At 45.9% G+C, this 17,933-nt stretch carries 9 protein-coding genes; 1 reads left to right on the forward strand and 8 read right to left on the reverse strand.

Annotated features, from left to right (window positions below):
- Window positions 1-60 precede the first annotated feature (60 nt).
- The 3 genes from NL647_RS06965 to NL647_RS06975 all read right to left on the reverse strand — a co-directional run bounded on the left by NL647_RS06965 (window position 61) and on the right by NL647_RS06975 (window position 6,554).
- Entirely contained in the window at window positions 61-1,365 is a 1,305-nt protein-coding gene (locus tag NL647_RS06965) for a dicarboxylate/amino acid:cation symporter (protein ID WP_047514057.1), read from the reverse strand.
- A gap of 83 nt (window positions 1,366-1,448) precedes the next feature.
- Window positions 1,449-2,699: an NAD(P)/FAD-dependent oxidoreductase gene (locus NL647_RS06970; RefSeq protein WP_045486460.1), complete on the reverse strand. Its 1,251-nt coding sequence runs from the start codon at window positions 2,697-2,699 to the stop codon at window positions 1,449-1,451.
- Window positions 2,700-2,930: 231 nt separating this feature from the next.
- Window positions 2,931-6,554, reverse strand: coding sequence for an Ig-like domain-containing protein (locus tag NL647_RS06975; RefSeq protein ID WP_253649887.1), 3,624 nt, complete (start codon window positions 6,552-6,554; stop codon window positions 2,931-2,933).
- A 611-nt stretch (window positions 6,555-7,165) separates the two neighbouring features.
- Between NL647_RS06975 and azu the strand changes: the two genes are divergently transcribed.
- Complete coding sequence (azu, locus tag NL647_RS06980; RefSeq protein WP_005452777.1) at window positions 7,166-7,618, forward strand: azurin; 453 nt, start codon at window positions 7,166-7,168, stop codon at window positions 7,616-7,618.
- 111 nt (window positions 7,619-7,729) lie between these two features.
- Here azu and NL647_RS06985 read toward each other — a convergent pair whose 3' ends face one another.
- The 5 genes from NL647_RS06985 to NL647_RS07005 all read right to left on the reverse strand — a co-directional run bounded on the left by NL647_RS06985 (window position 7,730) and on the right by NL647_RS07005 (window position 17,931).
- Entirely contained in the window at window positions 7,730-9,796 is a 2,067-nt protein-coding gene (locus NL647_RS06985) for an EAL domain-containing protein (RefSeq protein WP_017818530.1), read from the reverse strand.
- 338 nt (window positions 9,797-10,134) lie between these two features.
- Window positions 10,135-12,225, reverse strand: coding sequence for an EAL domain-containing protein (locus NL647_RS06990; RefSeq protein WP_253649888.1), 2,091 nt, complete (start codon window positions 12,223-12,225; stop codon window positions 10,135-10,137).
- 324 nt (window positions 12,226-12,549) lie between these two features.
- On the reverse strand, window positions 12,550-13,398 hold the full coding sequence (locus NL647_RS06995) for a mechanosensitive ion channel family protein (RefSeq protein ID WP_005452782.1): 849 nt from the start codon (window positions 13,396-13,398) through the stop codon (window positions 12,550-12,552).
- A gap of 102 nt (window positions 13,399-13,500) precedes the next feature.
- On the reverse strand, window positions 13,501-14,406 hold the full coding sequence (locus NL647_RS07000; RefSeq protein WP_253649889.1) for an OmpA family protein: 906 nt from the start codon (window positions 14,404-14,406) through the stop codon (window positions 13,501-13,503).
- Window positions 14,407-14,415: 9 nt separating this feature from the next.
- Entirely contained in the window at window positions 14,416-17,931 is a 3,516-nt protein-coding gene (locus NL647_RS07005; protein ID WP_253649890.1) for a hypothetical protein, read from the reverse strand.
- Window positions 17,932-17,933 lie beyond the last annotated feature (2 nt).

Consider the following 17,933-nt stretch of genomic DNA (forward strand, 5'->3'; position numbering starts at 1 on the left):
GCACAATGTCACTCCTTTTTTCAAGCTCGATATTAAAGAAGAACCGACTTGGCGTTAGGGTTAACTCACCGAAGCCGCTGTATGTTGGTCAAAAACATCGCCAGCTTGTTTCTTTTGCCAACGGTCGATGACAAGCGTCGCAATCAAATCTCCTTCCACATTGACGGCGGTGCGGAACGTATCCAACGGCCTTTCTATCACTAATAAAATGGCTATCGCTTCCAATGGAATGCCCGCAGCTAGTAGTACTAACTGCATACCCGACATGGAGCCCGAAGGCATGCCTGGCGCACCAACGGAAGAAACCATGGCCATGATAAAGATCATCACCAACCCTGTGGTACTCAAATCCACCCCGAACAACTGTGCTAGGAAAATTGCAGCGACACCCTCAAATAACGCGGTGCCGTCCATATTCATTACAGAGCCGAGCGGCAGCACCATACTGCTGACTTCGGGTGCGACATCTAAATTATCTTCCGCACTTTGTTTTGCCAAAGGCAGCGCCGCCGCACTTGATGACGTTGCGAACGCCATGGCTAATGGGGCTGAAATCGCTTTAAACAGTGCAACTGGAGAAATCCCGGTCATTACCTTAGCAATCGTCGGTAATACCACTAGCCCGTGCACCATCGTGAGCACAAACACCAGTAACGCAAACAACGCAAGTTGCTGAATCAGATTCCCACTTGAGGTCAGCGTAATATCAAACACGATCGCAAAAATAGCAATCGGAGACAGCTTAACGATGCCTCGAATCATGGTGTTAACACTTTTGTTCAGCCCCGAGATCACCGCTAGCAACGGATGACCCGATGGAACAGAAAGCAAAATCGCAACGCCTGCCATAAAGGAGAAAACCACGATCGCCAGCAAGTTACCATTCGCCAGTGCAGCAAATGGATTCACCATCGCCATCTTGACAAGGTTGGTGAGTATGGCGGCACCACCAGCACCTTGCTCGTCAATCAAATGAACATCACTACCCACAGAAACGCTTTGATTAAGTGGCTCCCATGCAGGCAAAGCTAACGACGCACCAAGCCCTAAACTAATGGCAATTAAGGTGGTGAAACTGTAGAAAAGTAGTGTTCGCCCCCCCAGAGCTTTAAGACGAACGGTTGAACCAATATTGGTGATGCCTTCGACAAGAGAAAACAGCACCATCAAACCCACTACCATTTTCAGTAAGCCGAGATAGACCGTTTTGCCCAACATTAAAATTTGGTAGTAATCACCCGACAGTAAAAGCGATTTGTCGACCAGTCCATGGTCCATAAGAAGAAGGATGGCTTGAGCCCCACTCCACGCAAGTAGGGCAGAAATAAGAAGTTGAACGGGCAAAGAGAGTTGCAAATGACGCATAAAAAACACCTAGCGCCACAAATCCTGATGATTTGGGCGCTCGATAAAAATGAAAAAATGGAATCGAAGAGTCACGGCTTGGATTAAGACCAAGAGCCTTTGTAATATGGGTTCAATAAACCTTTTACGCGTTTAAGCACTACCAAAGCCGACACGCGGAACCAACCGAAAATAACGCGCTGATGCAGCCTAAAGATCGTGTCGTACAAGCGGCGAACGTAGCGTCCACGCAATACGACTTTGTCATTCATCAATGCGCCAACCGCGTAGTCATGCCCAAGCGCGACGACCATCCCACCGTCTTTGAACACAAACGGTTTTAACTCTTTGCCTTTCACTAAGCGTTTAAATTGCTTCGCCAAATGTGTTGCAGCTTGATTGGCAGCTTGCGCTCGTGGCGGCACAATGTTTCCATCTTCTTGTGGGCATTCAGCACTATCACCAATAACAAACACGCTATCATCGAGAGTAGTTTGCAGTGTTGGCAGCACTTTAAGTTGGTTAATGCGGTTACTTTCTAGACCATCGAGATTCGCTATCCAATCTGGACATCGAATCCCTGCTGCCCAAATTTGTAGATCGGCAAGAATGACTTCATTTTCCGTCACGATACGGTCTGCTTCTGCACGTTGAACTTTGGTGTTTAAGCGAACATTAACGCCTTGCTTTTGTAGTTTCTTCAGTACCTTGGCAGACATGCACTCAGCACTTGCAGGTAGCACACGATCCGCCGCTTCGATGAGCGTAATGGAAAGTTGAGTATCATTTTGGTAGCGGTTTAATTGCTTGCTGACTTTCGCCCATTCAGCCGCTAACTCAACACCAGTTGCGCCGGCACCCACGATAGAAACACGATGTGAACCACCATTTGCTAGCATTTGCTTCATCTGTTCCCACGCTTTTTCTGCTTGAGAAGCGGAATCTAAGAATAAGCAATGATCGCTCACGCCCGGAATTTTGAAATCGTTACTGATCGCACCAACGGCAATCACGAGGTAATCGTAATCCAGTGTTAACTGCTGCGATAGCCCGGTCTGCTCTGGTGAAAACTCAGTACTCACAGTGATGGTTTTGTTCGCACGGTCTAAGCCTGACATGCGCGCTTGAACATATTGGTAACCGTGGCAAGCAGCATGAAGACGAAACGCAACCGAATCGAGCTCATTATCAAACGTGCCCGCCGCAATCTCATGCAGCCTTGGTTTCCATAAGTGATGAGAAGATGGCTCAACCAAAGTAACGGTATGGTCAGATTTGCCTGCAAAACTGCTCGCTAAACGCGTGACCATTTCTAGACCCGCAGCACCACCACCGACAACAACAAAATTCGACATACTCCCCTCCCGGATACCATCCATCGAAAGATAAAAATCAAAAACGCAGCAAATACGTTTGGAATGGCGGGCATTATATTTGGTTGAAAATAAATGATAATAAGCGGAAAAAGAAAATGACTATTACGAATTAGTAATAATAAAAACTAAGCATCTGAGCCAAATGCTAAAAACAAAAAAGCCACCACTTTTCGGTGATGGCTTTTCTTCATTGATGTTGCTTTGTCTTAATTAGCGAGGATCAAGACCTAGCTTTTGTAGTACCAGTTTGAAGTTCTCGCGGCGCTCTTTCACATTGTGAACATCACCTGTCGAACACGTCAGGTCCGGACAACCACGGTTAACGATGCCTGAAACGTCATCGATAAATTGAGAACCTTGCAGACCACTATCTACATACTTCTTCAGCTCATTGTGGTAGTTCCAATCCGCGTACTGACCGCCTTCATCGTTGTATGCCTGAACTGACGTTACCCAGTAGAACAGACCTGCGATCCACTTGATCTCTTTGTTCTCTTCCGAGCTACAAATCAGACCTGGGTTAGAACAGAAGTCTAGCTCAGCATAAAGTGGGTTCGCCGGTGGCGCTTCTACCGTTACGCCATCAATTGTCTTACCAATGGTTGATGGATCAACGTGCGAACGACCTAGGTAGTGGTTAAGCGTACCAAAGTTCTGACGACCTGTGGTTTGGATTACACCACGACCCCACCAGCCACAGCCTTCAACGCTTTCTTGGCTGCTGCCGTCCCAAATGAACTTACCTGCTTTCTGACCAACGTACGTCTTACACTCGTCGCGTTCCCAAACTTGCTTAGACGTATCTACGCTTTCTGGAACATCGTTACAGTGACCGTTGTTTGTCCAACGACCTGCTGCACCGTTCACCAATAGACCGCGCTCTTCAAGTACTGCATCAGGTGCTGCAAAGACTGGAGCTGGAGCACCATACCATTTCGCATGAGTCAACGCACTGACTTCCATCTTGTCATCACGAGGACAAGAGTACGCATGATCTAAACCTGAAACTGGATTTACACCGTAATCTGCGTATTTCTGACCCAGTTGACCACAACTTGCTGTCATTGGGTAATCCGCAGGCGCGCCGTATTTCACTTCAGACCAGTTGTTTTCATCACACGCGTTGTAGCGAATGGTCTCTTGCATACTTTGTGCAAGGAACGCAGCAATCGCGACTTTCGCGTATTTGATGTTGGTTGCATCATCAACTTCATCGTTCATCAACCAGAACTTGTTGCCCGCCACACCAATGTTGTGCATTGCGTTCAAGCCATCTAGGAAGTCGTTCCACTTGTAAACCGTTGACGGAACCCACTGAGACTGTGGCGTTTCGTATAGGAAGGCTTCGTTATCCATTACGCTTTCAGCATTTGCTAACTCTTGGTTTAGCGCTTCAATGCGAGTCAATGAACCTTTCTCTAACTCTTCACCTACGTAGTACAGTGGCACTTTCGCCGTTTGGTAAAGCTCAATTTTGCTGGTTAGGGCTTGATAGTCTTGATCAAACATCAATGCAAATACGTTGCTGTACGCAGCTTTACGGATTTGCTGATCGGTTTGAGTATTGCCCATGAAGTAATTTGCGGTTTGCTCTGTCGGCATGTTCGCTAGCATCGCAGGCGCATCAACGTAATCTGTTACCTGTTTTACGTATTCAAGTGCGTGATGCCACTGCTCGCTGGTTAGTGCCGTGGTTGCATTCGATTTAGTAAACACCACAAAGTCAGCTTTGTTCGCAGCATCTGCTTTGTAAAGCTCGAAACTATCAAGTAGATCTGCCGTGAAAACGGACGCTTCATCCCATACAGACTGACGACCAGAGTGGGTATCGTAAGCAAACTCGCCAATGCTTAATGACCAACCAAATGTCGCTTGTGGCGCAAGGGTTGTGAAGATCAAGTTGTAAGCATGTGCCCAGCCTTTCACGTCATCGCTCAGTGCGTTGATCGCATCAATATCAATACGGCTACCCGTGATATCAATGGCATTCGTCAGTGCTTGTTTAACCGCAACGGCACCAAACGATGCACCTTTGTCTTGCGTAGCGAGATCCAGAACATCCGATCGAATCACGACAGATGCAGTACCCGCGTTCTCTGCTTGTTCGATAGCCGACACAAACGAACGTGTCAGTTGCTCTAGGTCTGTGAGCGCATCACTGCTGCTTGCTGCAATAGTCAGTGTGCTTGGTGCTTGAGTGGATGGGCTCGCCACTACGAATGTGTTTGGCCAACCTGCCACTTCTAGACGCACTGGGTCCATTGGGTTACGCAATGATAGCGCTGGCGCTGTACCCGGCTCAGTACCATCACAGTTTAGATGTAATGACCATGAGCTATCGCTGCCAGGAACAGATTGAGTCCAGTACACCGCTGAGTAGGCAATGTTCTTATGAACCATAATGTCGCCGCCTGCTGCGTGATCACCACGAGTCCAGTCTGGGTACACATTAAAATCAACACATAGTCCACCTGTTGGCGGAGGCGTCGGTGTTTCTACTTTTTCAACTGTGATGTTTACACGTGCTGTCGCCGTTAGATTCTCAGCATCTGTTGCGATCGCTTCTAGCTTAACTGCACCGACTTCTGACACCGTCCAGTTACAAGAGAACTGGTTTGTAGTTGATGCGTTGAAATCACAGATTTGCTTGTTGTTTGCTTTCACGATAACGCGAGACAAATCGTCATCAGCATCCGTTGCACGAACAGAAATGGATACCGCTTCACCTTTTTCAAACTTAGAACCGTTCGAAGGCGAAGAGAAGCTCACTTCTGGCTTAACAAAGCTTGGGGCTGCTTCAACTGCAACTGCGATGCTGCGTTGCTCGACCATTTGGTTGTTCTGATCGAGAACCACCACTTTAAGTGTCGCATTGCCCACTTCATTTGGCGTCCAAGATTGAGAATACGTCGTTTGACCTGCAGCGATGTTACGTTGACCTAACTTGCGGTCATTCGCCCAAAACTCCAGTTTAGAGATCAATTCACCATCAACACGGGCTTTAATCGTCGTTGCCTGACCCACCATCAATGCTTGACCCTCTGTAGGCGCGACGAATGTTAGCTCATGGACTTCAGGTACCACTGGTGGCTCAACTGGCTTCTCTTTTACCGAAATGCTGACCGCTTGTTGTTGGGTTAAACCAGAGGTGTCTTCTACTACAGCTTTGATCGTGTGAGTGCCTGCGCCAACAGAAGTCCAAGTTGCTTGGAATGGGGCTTGCGTTACACGAGCAACTTGTTTGTTGTCGACAAAGAAAGTCACAGCTTTAACGCTGGTGTTGGTTGCCGTAACGTTCGCTAGCATGGCAACCGCTTGACCTTCTTCAAACTCAGCACCGTTCACTGGCGAAGCTAATTGAAGAGAAATTTCTGGTTCACCTACTTCACCTTCGTCATCAGCGATCAGACGAATGGTATTTTGAAGAAGAGTCAGATCCAATACACCACTCACACCCAGAGTTAGCTCAATACGCTCACCTGCCGGAAGTTGTGATTTCACCCAGCTACCGCTATCAAAAGCCAACGCGAGCGTGTTCTTGAAGACGTTGCCTTGTGCGTCGCTGGTGAATTTCATGCCCGGGTAGCTGATGCCAGTCGCAGACCAAGAGGGGGTCGACATTGATAGGTTTGAATCAAACGTCACTTTCGCATCACGAAGTTCAACTGGCTTTGAACCGTCGTTAGTTAGGATCACTTTGTAAGTGTTCCACCACTGGCTTTCTGAGCCGACGATAGTTGCGTCTGTGATCACTCCTGCGTGTGCAGCAGGCAACCCCATACCGATCGCCAGTGCTAAAACACTTGGCATGATCGCTAGCGTATTCTTTCTCATAATTAAGGACTTATACAAACAACAATAAAAAGGAAAGGCATTATAGAGGGGGACTTTTTTCGCGTCGCAGCGGACAGATGTAACTAAATGTAACCCAACTTACAGGTGTAAAAGTGCCAAAAATAAAGCGTCTTTTCGCGTCAATTTGACGACATTTCGTACGCAATCGGTAAGCAAACAAAAAACTGGGACTCTAGTTCAAAATTCAGAAAGTGTGCACTGGATAAAACAAATCTATTTTCTGGTGACAATCGAGATAAGAATTTGTCTTTACTTTGCTTTTATGCATCTGAAAATCAATAAGTTACAGAATAAAAACACTTGAAACACTTAGTTACATGTTAGCGAAAAAAGCGCCAAAATCAGGGCGTTCTGAAGACACAAATAGGCATCTGAGGTGGTTATAAAGATCGTCTTCACACTTCTTAAATGAAGCGTTCAAAATAAGGCGTATGAATGATCATCCAGTGAAAACAATAAGTATAACTTTGCAACAAAACGTCAATATCCGGATTGAAGCACGGTTTCAATTGGAATATTCGATGATAATGAGATGCATTGGATCGGTTTGAATCCAAGTCAGCCCAAAAATAAAATATGGAGAGTGTTATATGTCTTTACGTTTAGTAGCAGCAACCTTTGCACTAGTTGGATTAAGCTTTGGCGCGCAAGCAAGCGCAGAGTGTGAAGTGTCCATCGATGCTAACGATATGATGCAGTTTTCGACCAAAACACTGAGCGTGCCAGCGACGTGTAAAGAAGTGAAACTGACGCTGAACCACACTGGTAAAATGCCTGCGCAATCAATGGGTCATAACGTGGTGATTACTGATACGGCAAACCTTCAAGCAGTGGGTACAGAAGGCATGTCTGCTGGTCTAGAAAACAACTACGTGAAACCAAACGATGACCGTGTTTATGCCTTCACTAAAGTGGTTGGCGGTGGTGAAAGCACTTCTATCACGTTCAGCACTGAGAAGATGACTCCGGGAGGCGATTACTCGTTCTTCTGTTCTTTCCCAGGTCACTGGGCAATCATGCAGGGTAAATTCGAGTTCAAATAATCACGCCTTCATCTAAGTATTCTAGTTTGAGATTCTTAGAGCGACATAAATTGAACCTAAAAGAAAAGGGAAGCTGAGCGCTTCCCTTTTTTGTATCTGCTCACCTCGGCCTTAAAATGCAAAGTGATCGTAATCCAGACTCTCTTCTCGCTGACTGTATTCAAGCTTTACAACATCGTCGAAGGGCATTGGTTGATAGAAATAGAAGCCTTGGATCAGATCGATACCGAGCTCTGCCATAAACTCCAGTTCGCTTTCTGTCTCTATGCCTTCTGCCACCGTAACAGCACCAGTAATTTTTACGAGTTTCGCCGTTAACCTAAACAGCTCACGACCATTTTTGTTGTTGAGATTAAGCACCAACGAACGATCTATTTTCACTTTATCAAAATCGTATTTCGACAAGTACCCAATTGACGAATAACCTGAACCAAAATCGTCCAAGGCAATCCTCACCCCCGCTTCTCGCAGTGTGCTCAACACACGGTGTGTACGATGCTCATCTTGAATCAACATGTCTTCAGTAATTTCAAACTCAACTTGCGAGCAAGACAACGCGCTTTCGTTAATCATCGTCAATACTTTTTCGGTGAAGTCTGGCACCAAGCAAGTTTCTGGAGATAAGTTAATCGAGACCTTAAAATTTGGTCGATTCGCCAAAGGCGCCACTTCACGCAGTGTGGTCTCAACCACCCATAAATCCAACTCACTCATTAAGCCGACTTTGGCAAAGTCCTCAAGAAACGTTGGAGGCGTGATCTCGCCCGTTTCTGAGCGGTGACGAATCAGTACTTCAAGCGACCGAATCTCCCCTGTGCGAGCATTAACCTGCGGTTGGTAGAACAACACGAACTCGCCATGCTTTTTCAGATCACTGATACGTTTTTGTGCCGCGAACTTATTGGTAATTTCAGGGAAAAATGCCCCAGCGACTTTGCCATTGTCTAATCCCTCGTAATTGAAAAAATCATCAGAGACTGACTTTGCAAACAACGTATTCGCATTCCCAATCTTGTCCATTTGCTTGAAGAACGGATAGTAAATCAGCACACCGACTAAGATGATGATCAGTTGTAATACCACACCAGTCCATGTGTAACCAGTCCCGATGTAACCACTGGCGAGCGGCGGAGTCATCCAGCTAACGATCTCGGTAATCGGTGCCACCAACCCCATTGCTGTTGCAATATACGCGATGACTAACCCCACAACCGGTGCGATTAAAAATGGCACAATCATGACTGGGTTGAACATGATGGGTAAGCCATAAATAATGGGCTCGTTAATATTAAACAAGCTCAACACCAGTGCTGTTGCCGCCAAGGCTTTATAACTGCGATTTTTAGTCAGAAACAGCATACACAGCACCAACGAAATGGTGTTCCCTGCACCACCCATTCCTGCATAAAAATCAAAGAAGTTTGTGGTTAAAATTGGCAGTGGTGTGCCCAGCGCTTCGTGGTTTTCTATCGCGACACGAGTTACCTCATAAAGCTCTGACTTGTAAGGGGCAAAAATGATGTGACCATTGATGCCAATCGACCAAAATAGGTTACGCACAAACTCATAAATGATCCCATCAAGCAACGAGTTTGGGTCTAGTTTCGGCAGTAACAGATCGGCAATATCAGCGGCACAGAATGCCTGTCCAAGTGCATAGCCCAACACAGTGTAACCAACCACCAAGACTACGGTCGCCATGATGAGGTTGTATGATTGATCCACCACATTTGGTAAATCGGAACGCATAAACCATCTGCGGTTTTGCATGAAGCGTACAGACCAAGCGACGACTGTCGGAACCAGAATCGCTAATGGGTAGTTACTCGGAACAACAGTACCATCTTGCAATAAGCCCCATTCGTTACAGACGATAAAGTAAATCATCAACGAAGGCGTTATCACGTTTACTCGCGAGACTTTTAGCAAAGAGGAAAGGAACTGCGAGAAGTACACTAGAAGCAAAATGGGAAATAGCTTCCAAATAATGGCGCTTGCTGCCCCAACAGTCATACCAAGTTGTTCATAGCCTGCGATCATCAGTAGATTGCTTAACAATGTACTGAATGCAGAAATCAATGAAACAGGCAGCAACATCACTAAGACGTTACACAAACCATTAATGTATAAGTTGGAAGAAATTACAGTAAAAAGCCGATTAATGTATCGATTGTTCATTTGGCTCAGTTAATCCATCAAAGTACGACTCAAAGAGCCGCTCAAGAAATTCGCCGCAATTAAATCCATTTAATTTGTTTCGCAATGAGGGAGAGTTTCGACAAACACGTCGAGGACGGTATCATTCGAGTAACAAAGCGTTGATCGTTCAAAGTTGCGAATAGTCACTCAACAAGGGTAGCCACAGCCAACTTGTTGTAATCGACCAAACAGAAAGAGCACCTTTTAAGCCCCTCGGTACTCTCTCGTTTGATAGAAACGCGTTGCTTCTAAGGTCAACGTCGTTCGTTAATTCGCCTGCTATTTAAGCAAGGAGGCGCACATTAGCGCCAGCAAGTCTATATTTCCACTCGACTTTGTAATTGTGACGATAGAAATGGTTTTTCTTGCTGTTCACCAAGAATGTCTAATAAAGGCGATGGACGAGCAAAGAAATAACCTTGCACCTTGTCCACGCCGCAGCGTTTAACAAAGTCATATTCCGCTTGCGTCTCCACCCCTTCTGCCACGACTTCACAATGGGTGATGTGACCTAGTTTCGCAACCAACTTGTAGAGATCTTTGCCCTTTTGATTGTTTGCATCCAACAAAAGTGAACGGTCTAGTTTGATCTTGTCGAATGGGTATTTCAGCAGGTGTGGAAACGACGCATAGCCTGTACCAAAATCATCCATTGCAATACGAATACCCTGTGCCTGAAGCGCTTCCATTGTTTTGATCAAAAAAACCTTATTGCTGAGAATCGCTTCTTCTGTGATTTCAATTTCCAACCACTCAGGAGAAATACCGTAATGGGCTAAACGCGAAAGCAAATGCGGCACAAACTCTTCTTGTTCTATCGTCGCCACCGCGATGTTGATGGCAATACGACGATCTTTCGATAAGTGCATTTTCTGCATGTCTGCCAAGACTTTCTCTATCACCAACTTATCCAGCAATGGCATCGAGTTGAGCATCTGAAAATCACTCACAAACGTCGGCGGGCATAACGTGCCATCTTTATCGATGTAACGAAGTAGCGCTTCATAAGAAAACTCACTGACGTTTTTGGTCGACTGGAGCTTTTGATAGAACATCACTAACTCACCTTCACGCAAAATCGTGGTTAAGCGTTTCTGCGCCGTCGACTTACTGATACTGGAGTTGTTCGACGCCTTTACGTTACTTAGCAGTGATTTAAATATCGAGCTTTCGATACCGGTATAAGCCGTATTCGCGCGAAACTGTGCTGAGTATTTTCCTGCGTACGCCAAATAGAACGGTCGATAGATGAAGATGCCCAATACAATGATGAAGGCTTGAAGAATCGAACCTTCTATTTGATTCCCCATCGCCATATAGCCACTGAACAAGGGTGGTGTCATCCAGTTCACAATATTCTCTACCGGCGGTACCACCCCCGATGAAATGCACAAAAAGGTGATGACAAAGCTCACTAACGGCACGAGCACAAAAGGAATGATCAAAATCGGGTTGAAGATGATTGGCAAACCAAACAACAAAACCTCGTTGATGTTAAAGATCACCAGAGGCATCGCTGCCAGAGCAAGCATCAAATGATTGCGCTCTTTAGCAAACATCAGCACACAGAAAAGCAAACTGATCGAGTTGCCAGATCCGCCCATCGACATAAATGCGTCGTAAAAGCCTTGGCTAATCACATTCAGTGACGCCTCTCCGGCCTGCCACGCCATTACATTGGCTTCGGTTGCGGCAAAGATCTGCTGCTTAATCGCAAACAACAGGTTGTGCCCATTGATGCCAATCGAGCCAAGTAAACCCAGCACAGTTTGATAGATCAAACCACCTTTGAATGTCAGCGGGTCTACGCCGAGCTCACGAACCATGCCACCTGACAACGCCATAAAGATCGCCGTGAAATGGGACATCACCAACGCGATGAGCACAAATAAGAAAAAGTGCACCACGTGCTTAAGCAGTCGTGATGAAAAGTCGAGGGCTTGGGGTTCTAACAGACGTATCTTGAAAATGCTGCAGTAAACATACGTCATTGTCGCGCTCAATAACGCCAACAATGGGTTGTTCGGTAACATGTAAGTCTGTGAAAGACTGCCATTCTCTATTGAGATCAAGTAGAACATGATCAACGAATAGATGATGAACACGGCACTCGAAACGTTGGTTTTATGGGAAAGGTAGTAACCCGCCACGACGCAGAATGCACTTGGATATAAGTTGATCAGGATATCTGATACATGAAACAGCAGTTGGGAAAAATCCGCTAAGCCAGTAAAACGGAATACGTGTCCAAAAAAAACTGCCAACGCATTAGACAGAATCAAAGGTAACAGCAGCAATGCGATTGACGCCAAATCCGTTAAATAGGATTTCGACGCTGACTGCCACTGCCCCATCAATGCGAATAGACGTTGAGAAGGCGAAAATTTGATTTTAAAGCCAGTTTGCATGAAGCATCTTAATAGTAATGTTATGAAGAGATTCAGCGGTTTAATAAACAGCCATGCGTGCAACCTTTACCGTTATGTCGTCGAGCCCGTGGGGAGCCAACCATTACGGTACGGACTATCTGAGTAGTCTTAATTGATGTTTTTATTGTGTATTTTGAGCAACAAGCGGAAGTTGTCTGAGGACAGATTGCGGGCGTAATTTAACGATTATATGCGCCTCGATCCATTAAGATATTTTATCGTAACGACAAATGGACAATAAAAATAACCCTCACCTTTGATTGGTGAGGGTTAACATTGAGGTGATGATTATTGAGCGAGAACTCAGTGTTCCGGATTCATCGGGAATCGTTGCTCATACAGCTCCATAAAGTCTTTGCGAATCAGGTGTTCTAAGTGGTTGGCTTTGTCCGTTGGACAGAAAATCATGATATGCACGATTTGCTCACCATTGATGTTGCTTGAGATATGGATATGCGGCTCTGCACCCGGAAGATCGACACCGGCGTGTTTTTCAATCATCGCGTTGTAGCGATGCGCGACATCAGCAAAGTAACTGCAATGTTCGTCAATCTTATCGGTCAGTAATGGCAAAATTGGGTATAGGTTGACGAAGTCTTTCACCACAACAGAAAAGTCATGGTAAACGTAACGCTTCATAAAGTTGAGGTTCTTCACTGGGTAGGTGAAAAACATGCTGTTAGGCAACGTCGCGGTTTTTCCTGTGAAGTGGTATTGCCCATGATGCAGGTCGATTTCTTGAATCACTGTCGCCATCATATTGTGCTCAATTACTTCGCCACATAGCTTACCGACTTCAATCCAGTCACCAATGCGAAATGAACGAGAACTGGCTCGTTGAATCGAACCAGTAAAACAAAGAATAATCTCTTTAGATGCGACAACAATCGCTACTGCAATCGCGGTAACGCTTAGGGCGAACTCGCTGATTTCTGATTGCCATAAGATGAACAACAGGATCAGCGTAAGAGCGAACGTACCGTTTTTGGTTCTCGACATCCAACTGCGTTGTTCTTCCGTAATGAAGGCATCGTCGCCACGAATTCGAGACAGAATCAAACGACGCAGAACAATGATGAACAGCAGGATTAATGCGGAAAATAAAATTTTGTGAGTGAGAAGAAAATCGACGACTAACTGCACTTTCTCCATTACCCGACTCCCTGTTTGGTTTGGATAGGTTGACCTTTGTATGCTAACTACCGCTATGAAAACAGGTAGGTAGCTAGCTTGCGAGAGGACAACCTTACCAAATTATTCCGTCGGTTGCCCCAGTTCGCTCTCTTTAAATACGATAAACGCACGGCGGTTTAAAGCATTGGCTTCTGGAGATTCTTCGTTGATCACAGGTTGAAGCTCACCAAAGGCTTTTACCTCCCACACAAACTGCGATGGATCGAGTTTCGTCTTGAGATACGCCACTACGGTTTGCGCTCTTCGCTCCGCCAGTTGTTCATTATAAGAGAGCGAGCCCACTTGGTCGGTATGACCAGCCACCATAATGCTACCTTCTAAACCTTGCAGTTTGGCGATGAAGTCATCTAATTGTGAAAGGTCTTCCGGTTTTAATTCCGACTTATCGAAATCAAAGTGTGGTGTCATCGCCATGTAGATCTTGCGTTCTGGTTTTGGCGGCTCACAGAAAGGCATCTCTTCGTATTTCTTCGCCTCTTCAAACATAACGTAAGCACGACGGTTTTCGGCGCGAGCTTGATCCGATTTACTCAACGCTAGCGGCTGCGACTCACCAAAGTGCTTCACTTCCCAATCGTATTGCTCTGGGTTGAGTTGTTGCTGAAGATACGCTTCTACCGATTCAGCACGACGCATAGACAGCTTCTCATTGTACTCATCAGAGCCTTTAAAGTCGGTATGACCAACAATCGTGATGCGCCCACTCAAGCCTTGAATATCATGGATGAACGCATCTAGACTTGCCGCATCGGCTTCACGAATGGTGGACTTATCGAAATCGAAATGTTCGGCAACCGCGATATGAATTTCGCGCTGCGGCGCCAAACATTCACTGATAAGAAATTTGGAGACATTCACGTCCGCAAACTTTTCTCGGTTCTCTTGGCTTACATACGCATCCGCCGAACAACCTGCCAATATTGCCCCTGCGATCATGCCACTTAACAAACGAATCGTCGTTTTCATATCGCCCTCTTATAGCTTACCAACTAGGTTAATGAACACGCCTGATGCGTCGTAATCGTCATCATTCGCTAGGTTGCCATCAAAGCCCGAGAAGTTGTAACCCACGCCGACTTTGAAGTTATCACTCAAATGTTTGTTAACGGAAACCAATGCGCCCTGCTCTAGCTCATCGTAGGTGCTGTCCGTCTTCCAATGGTACTCGCCGGTAACATCCCAATCTTTCATGACACGATAAGATGCACTCAAGCCGTACAATGAAATTTTGCTATCGACAGGAATGTCTTCGCCTGACTGACGAGTGAAGATTTCATGTTTGTCCTTGAATGCGTATTTCGCGCCTAAATCCCAATTTGCATCCAACGAATAGATACCTTCAATTTCGATGATATGGCTCTCTTCATCTTTGTAATCTACATCGCGGTTGAGCTGGTCGAAATCCACCAAATAGGTGTAGCGAGATAACAAGTTCAAACGGTCGTTGTAGATTGGGCGATACGCCAGTCCTGCCGTCGACTCAATAAAGCGAGCCAATACTTTATCGCTCGACTTACTCTCAGAGCGCGAGTAGTTGAACTTGCCAAATAAGGTGTACTCTTCCGTCAGGTGATGCGTGTAACGGTTAGTCGTCACCCATTGGTCGATACGTTTCTTATCTGGGTCTGCAGAATCATCGGTCTTGTCGACACGGTACTCCACTTTGTTCTTGAACAGCACGTCATCGATATCAATCGAAGTGCTAACGCTCACCGCTTGGCGCTCTGTGGTGATCTTCTGTTCGTCTTCGATTTCGCCTTTTTGGTAGCCGATGCCCATGTCGATGTCGTCGTTCATGTCGTAACCAAAGCCAAACGAGTCAATACGACCTTTGCCGTTGTTTTCATCAACAAATTGGTTTTCTTGGTAGAAATCAACCGTAGAAGTTAGGTCTGCACGCTGACCAACAATCACATTGTTTTTGCCTTCGTATGTGTCATCTACATAGGTTAAATACGTACTGTAATCTTCGGTTACGTCATACGTCACACTCGCTTCTGCGGCATCGCCACGATCGCCAGTGGTGTATTCAGCACCTACCACAAAGTCTTCTAGAATCCGGGTTTCACCACCCAGAGTGACGCTGTCGTTCTCGTCGTATTCATCCGTTTGACCTACGGTTTTCTGACCTTTGATATAAACGTTGTTATCGCTATCCCAGATGTAGTCAGCACGCAGACCCGCTAAGGTGCCTTTGCCTTTTTCATCTTGGTTGTTTAGCTCTTCAACTTGTTTACCCGCCGCCGAGATCTTGATGTGTTTGGTAACCTTAACTTGTGTTTCCAATTCCGCTTGTTGGGTATCGGTGCGTAAATCACCGTCTGATTCACGTTCTTCAACCGAGGTAAAGCGCGTCTTTACTGCAACTCGGTCAGTGGCTTGGAAACGAATTTCGGTACCGTATGACTCTTGCTCTAAGTCGTCATCTTGACTGGCAAAACTGTAGCCTGCATCTTTGGATTTATACCAAGCTTTGACGTCGTTACCCACTGCAGAAAAGACGTTCGGAGCGAGATCGTATAGGTTCATCACCCCTTTCACTTGGTAGATATCACCTTCGCGATCTTCTGCGTTATTGCCAATTGGGGTGAAAGTTAAACCTCCGTCTAAAGAGACGTAGTTAGAATCAGTTTGTCGACCTTTACTGTGCCCGAATTCGGCTTTTAAATAGGTGCCTTCTGAAGCACGCAAGGTTAAGTCTGTGCCGTATGCTTCGTAGTCTTGATTGTCTTTTTCTTCGGTTTGGTAGTTTGCCCCGATGCCGATGTAATCGTTCACCCAACCTTTCACGCGACCACCAGCAGTCATAGAATCTATCGCATCAGTGCCTTGAGGCACGTACTCATAATCCACCGCAAGATAGTTGTCGTAGCCAGAAGAAGGCTGGTCGTTGATAACCGAACCAAAGTTGTCAGAAATGATGTTGTTTAGTGGTCTGGTTAGAATGATGCGACCTTGATACGGGTCGATTTCATAGTCTCGTCCCGATTGCAGTGGCATTTCCTGAACCGTAATGCTGCTATCAGGGTCAACAACTTTCACCATCACCTTGTCGCTGCCCGGAACCACTTCACCATGACGCAAGAAGTACAACGAACCACCAGTGCCTAAGAATTCATCGTGAGCAAAGAGCGAGTCCGATTCAGCCGCAAAACCAACGATGTTCAGGCGATCTTCACCAAACTTGGTGGTAGAGCGAGTACGGTAATCACCTTTGAAACCATATAAGCTACGGTTGTAATCGTTGTTGTCTGTCCCCGTAATTCCTGTGTTGTAGTTACCCCACAACACATTGGATTTATCGTATTCGACGTTGAGGTAAACCTTACCTTTGGTATTGACCACTTTGTAGATGTTCGAACTGTCACCGTAGTTGCCGTAATACATCTCATCGTCGTCTTCTAGAATGTCGAATACACTGGATGAATCAGAGGCAAACGGGTGCTTAAACATGTCTCGAACGTCACTCTCTTTGGTATCAAAGTGAGTAGTAATTCTGAGTTTGTCACCAAACTTACCCTGTCCAAAGTACGCTAAGCGTCCTTGGTTGTAGATGTCATCTTGGTATTGGTCGTCGACGGCCAATGCCGCTGAGTTACCGGTGACCTTGTTTTTACCAATGTAGAAGTCAGCAAGACCCGCTTGTACCCAATACTCATCTGGAATACGTACATAAAGCTGATAACGGCGCTCTTCACCATTGTCGAACACCACGCGAGTTGGGAATAAATAAGCGTCTGCTGGTAGGTATTGCTCTGCGTATAGCTCACCTTCTTCCACATCGAACTCATCTTCGCCAATCACAACTTTGTCGACACCTTTTAACCCTGTACCCATGAATCTTGCCAGACCCGCAGAAGTTGGAATGTTGTGACGCATTAATTGGGCTTTACCAAGTTTGCGGCTTTGATCCTCTTCGCCGTCATTCTTGTCAATATCAACTTCAGAATCAGGCTCAACAAGGTCAATCACACCAACTGTAGTCACGTCCATATTGCCGTCTTTATCGAAGGCTTTTAGGCGGAACAACAGCTGTGTGTTCGATTCAAATTGGTAGTCTTGCGTGGTAGCGCCGTCCCAAACAATGTTGAAGTCATTAGCAAATTGCTGTCCTTCTACCACGGCTAATGGGTTCACTAAACCGCGGTCTCCACCCCGAAACACCTCAAGTTGGTAATGATCGACGTAGTAGCTAAAGTTGGTCGTAATAGCGAAGCTCATCTCTTGTAATGGCTTGCCATCTTTCACTTCCACATCACTGCTGATGCTCAGGTCGAGCACTGGGTCAAAACGCATAATGTCGCGGCTTACCCAAATCGCACCTTGATCTAAGTAGATGCGCGAGTTATCTGTTTGTTCGTGAGCTTTAACTTCAATACCCAGAGAGTCACTGTCAAGTTTTTCCAATTGGCTGGTGTCTTTCGCGTAGGAAAGTATCGGCAAACCAGCCGCGATGCACATTGTCAGTTTTGATGGTCTCAATCTAATCATAA

Source organism: Vibrio sp. Y29_XK_CS5, assembly GCF_024181835.1.
GTDB lineage: Bacteria > Pseudomonadota > Gammaproteobacteria > Enterobacterales > Vibrionaceae > Vibrio > Vibrio harveyi.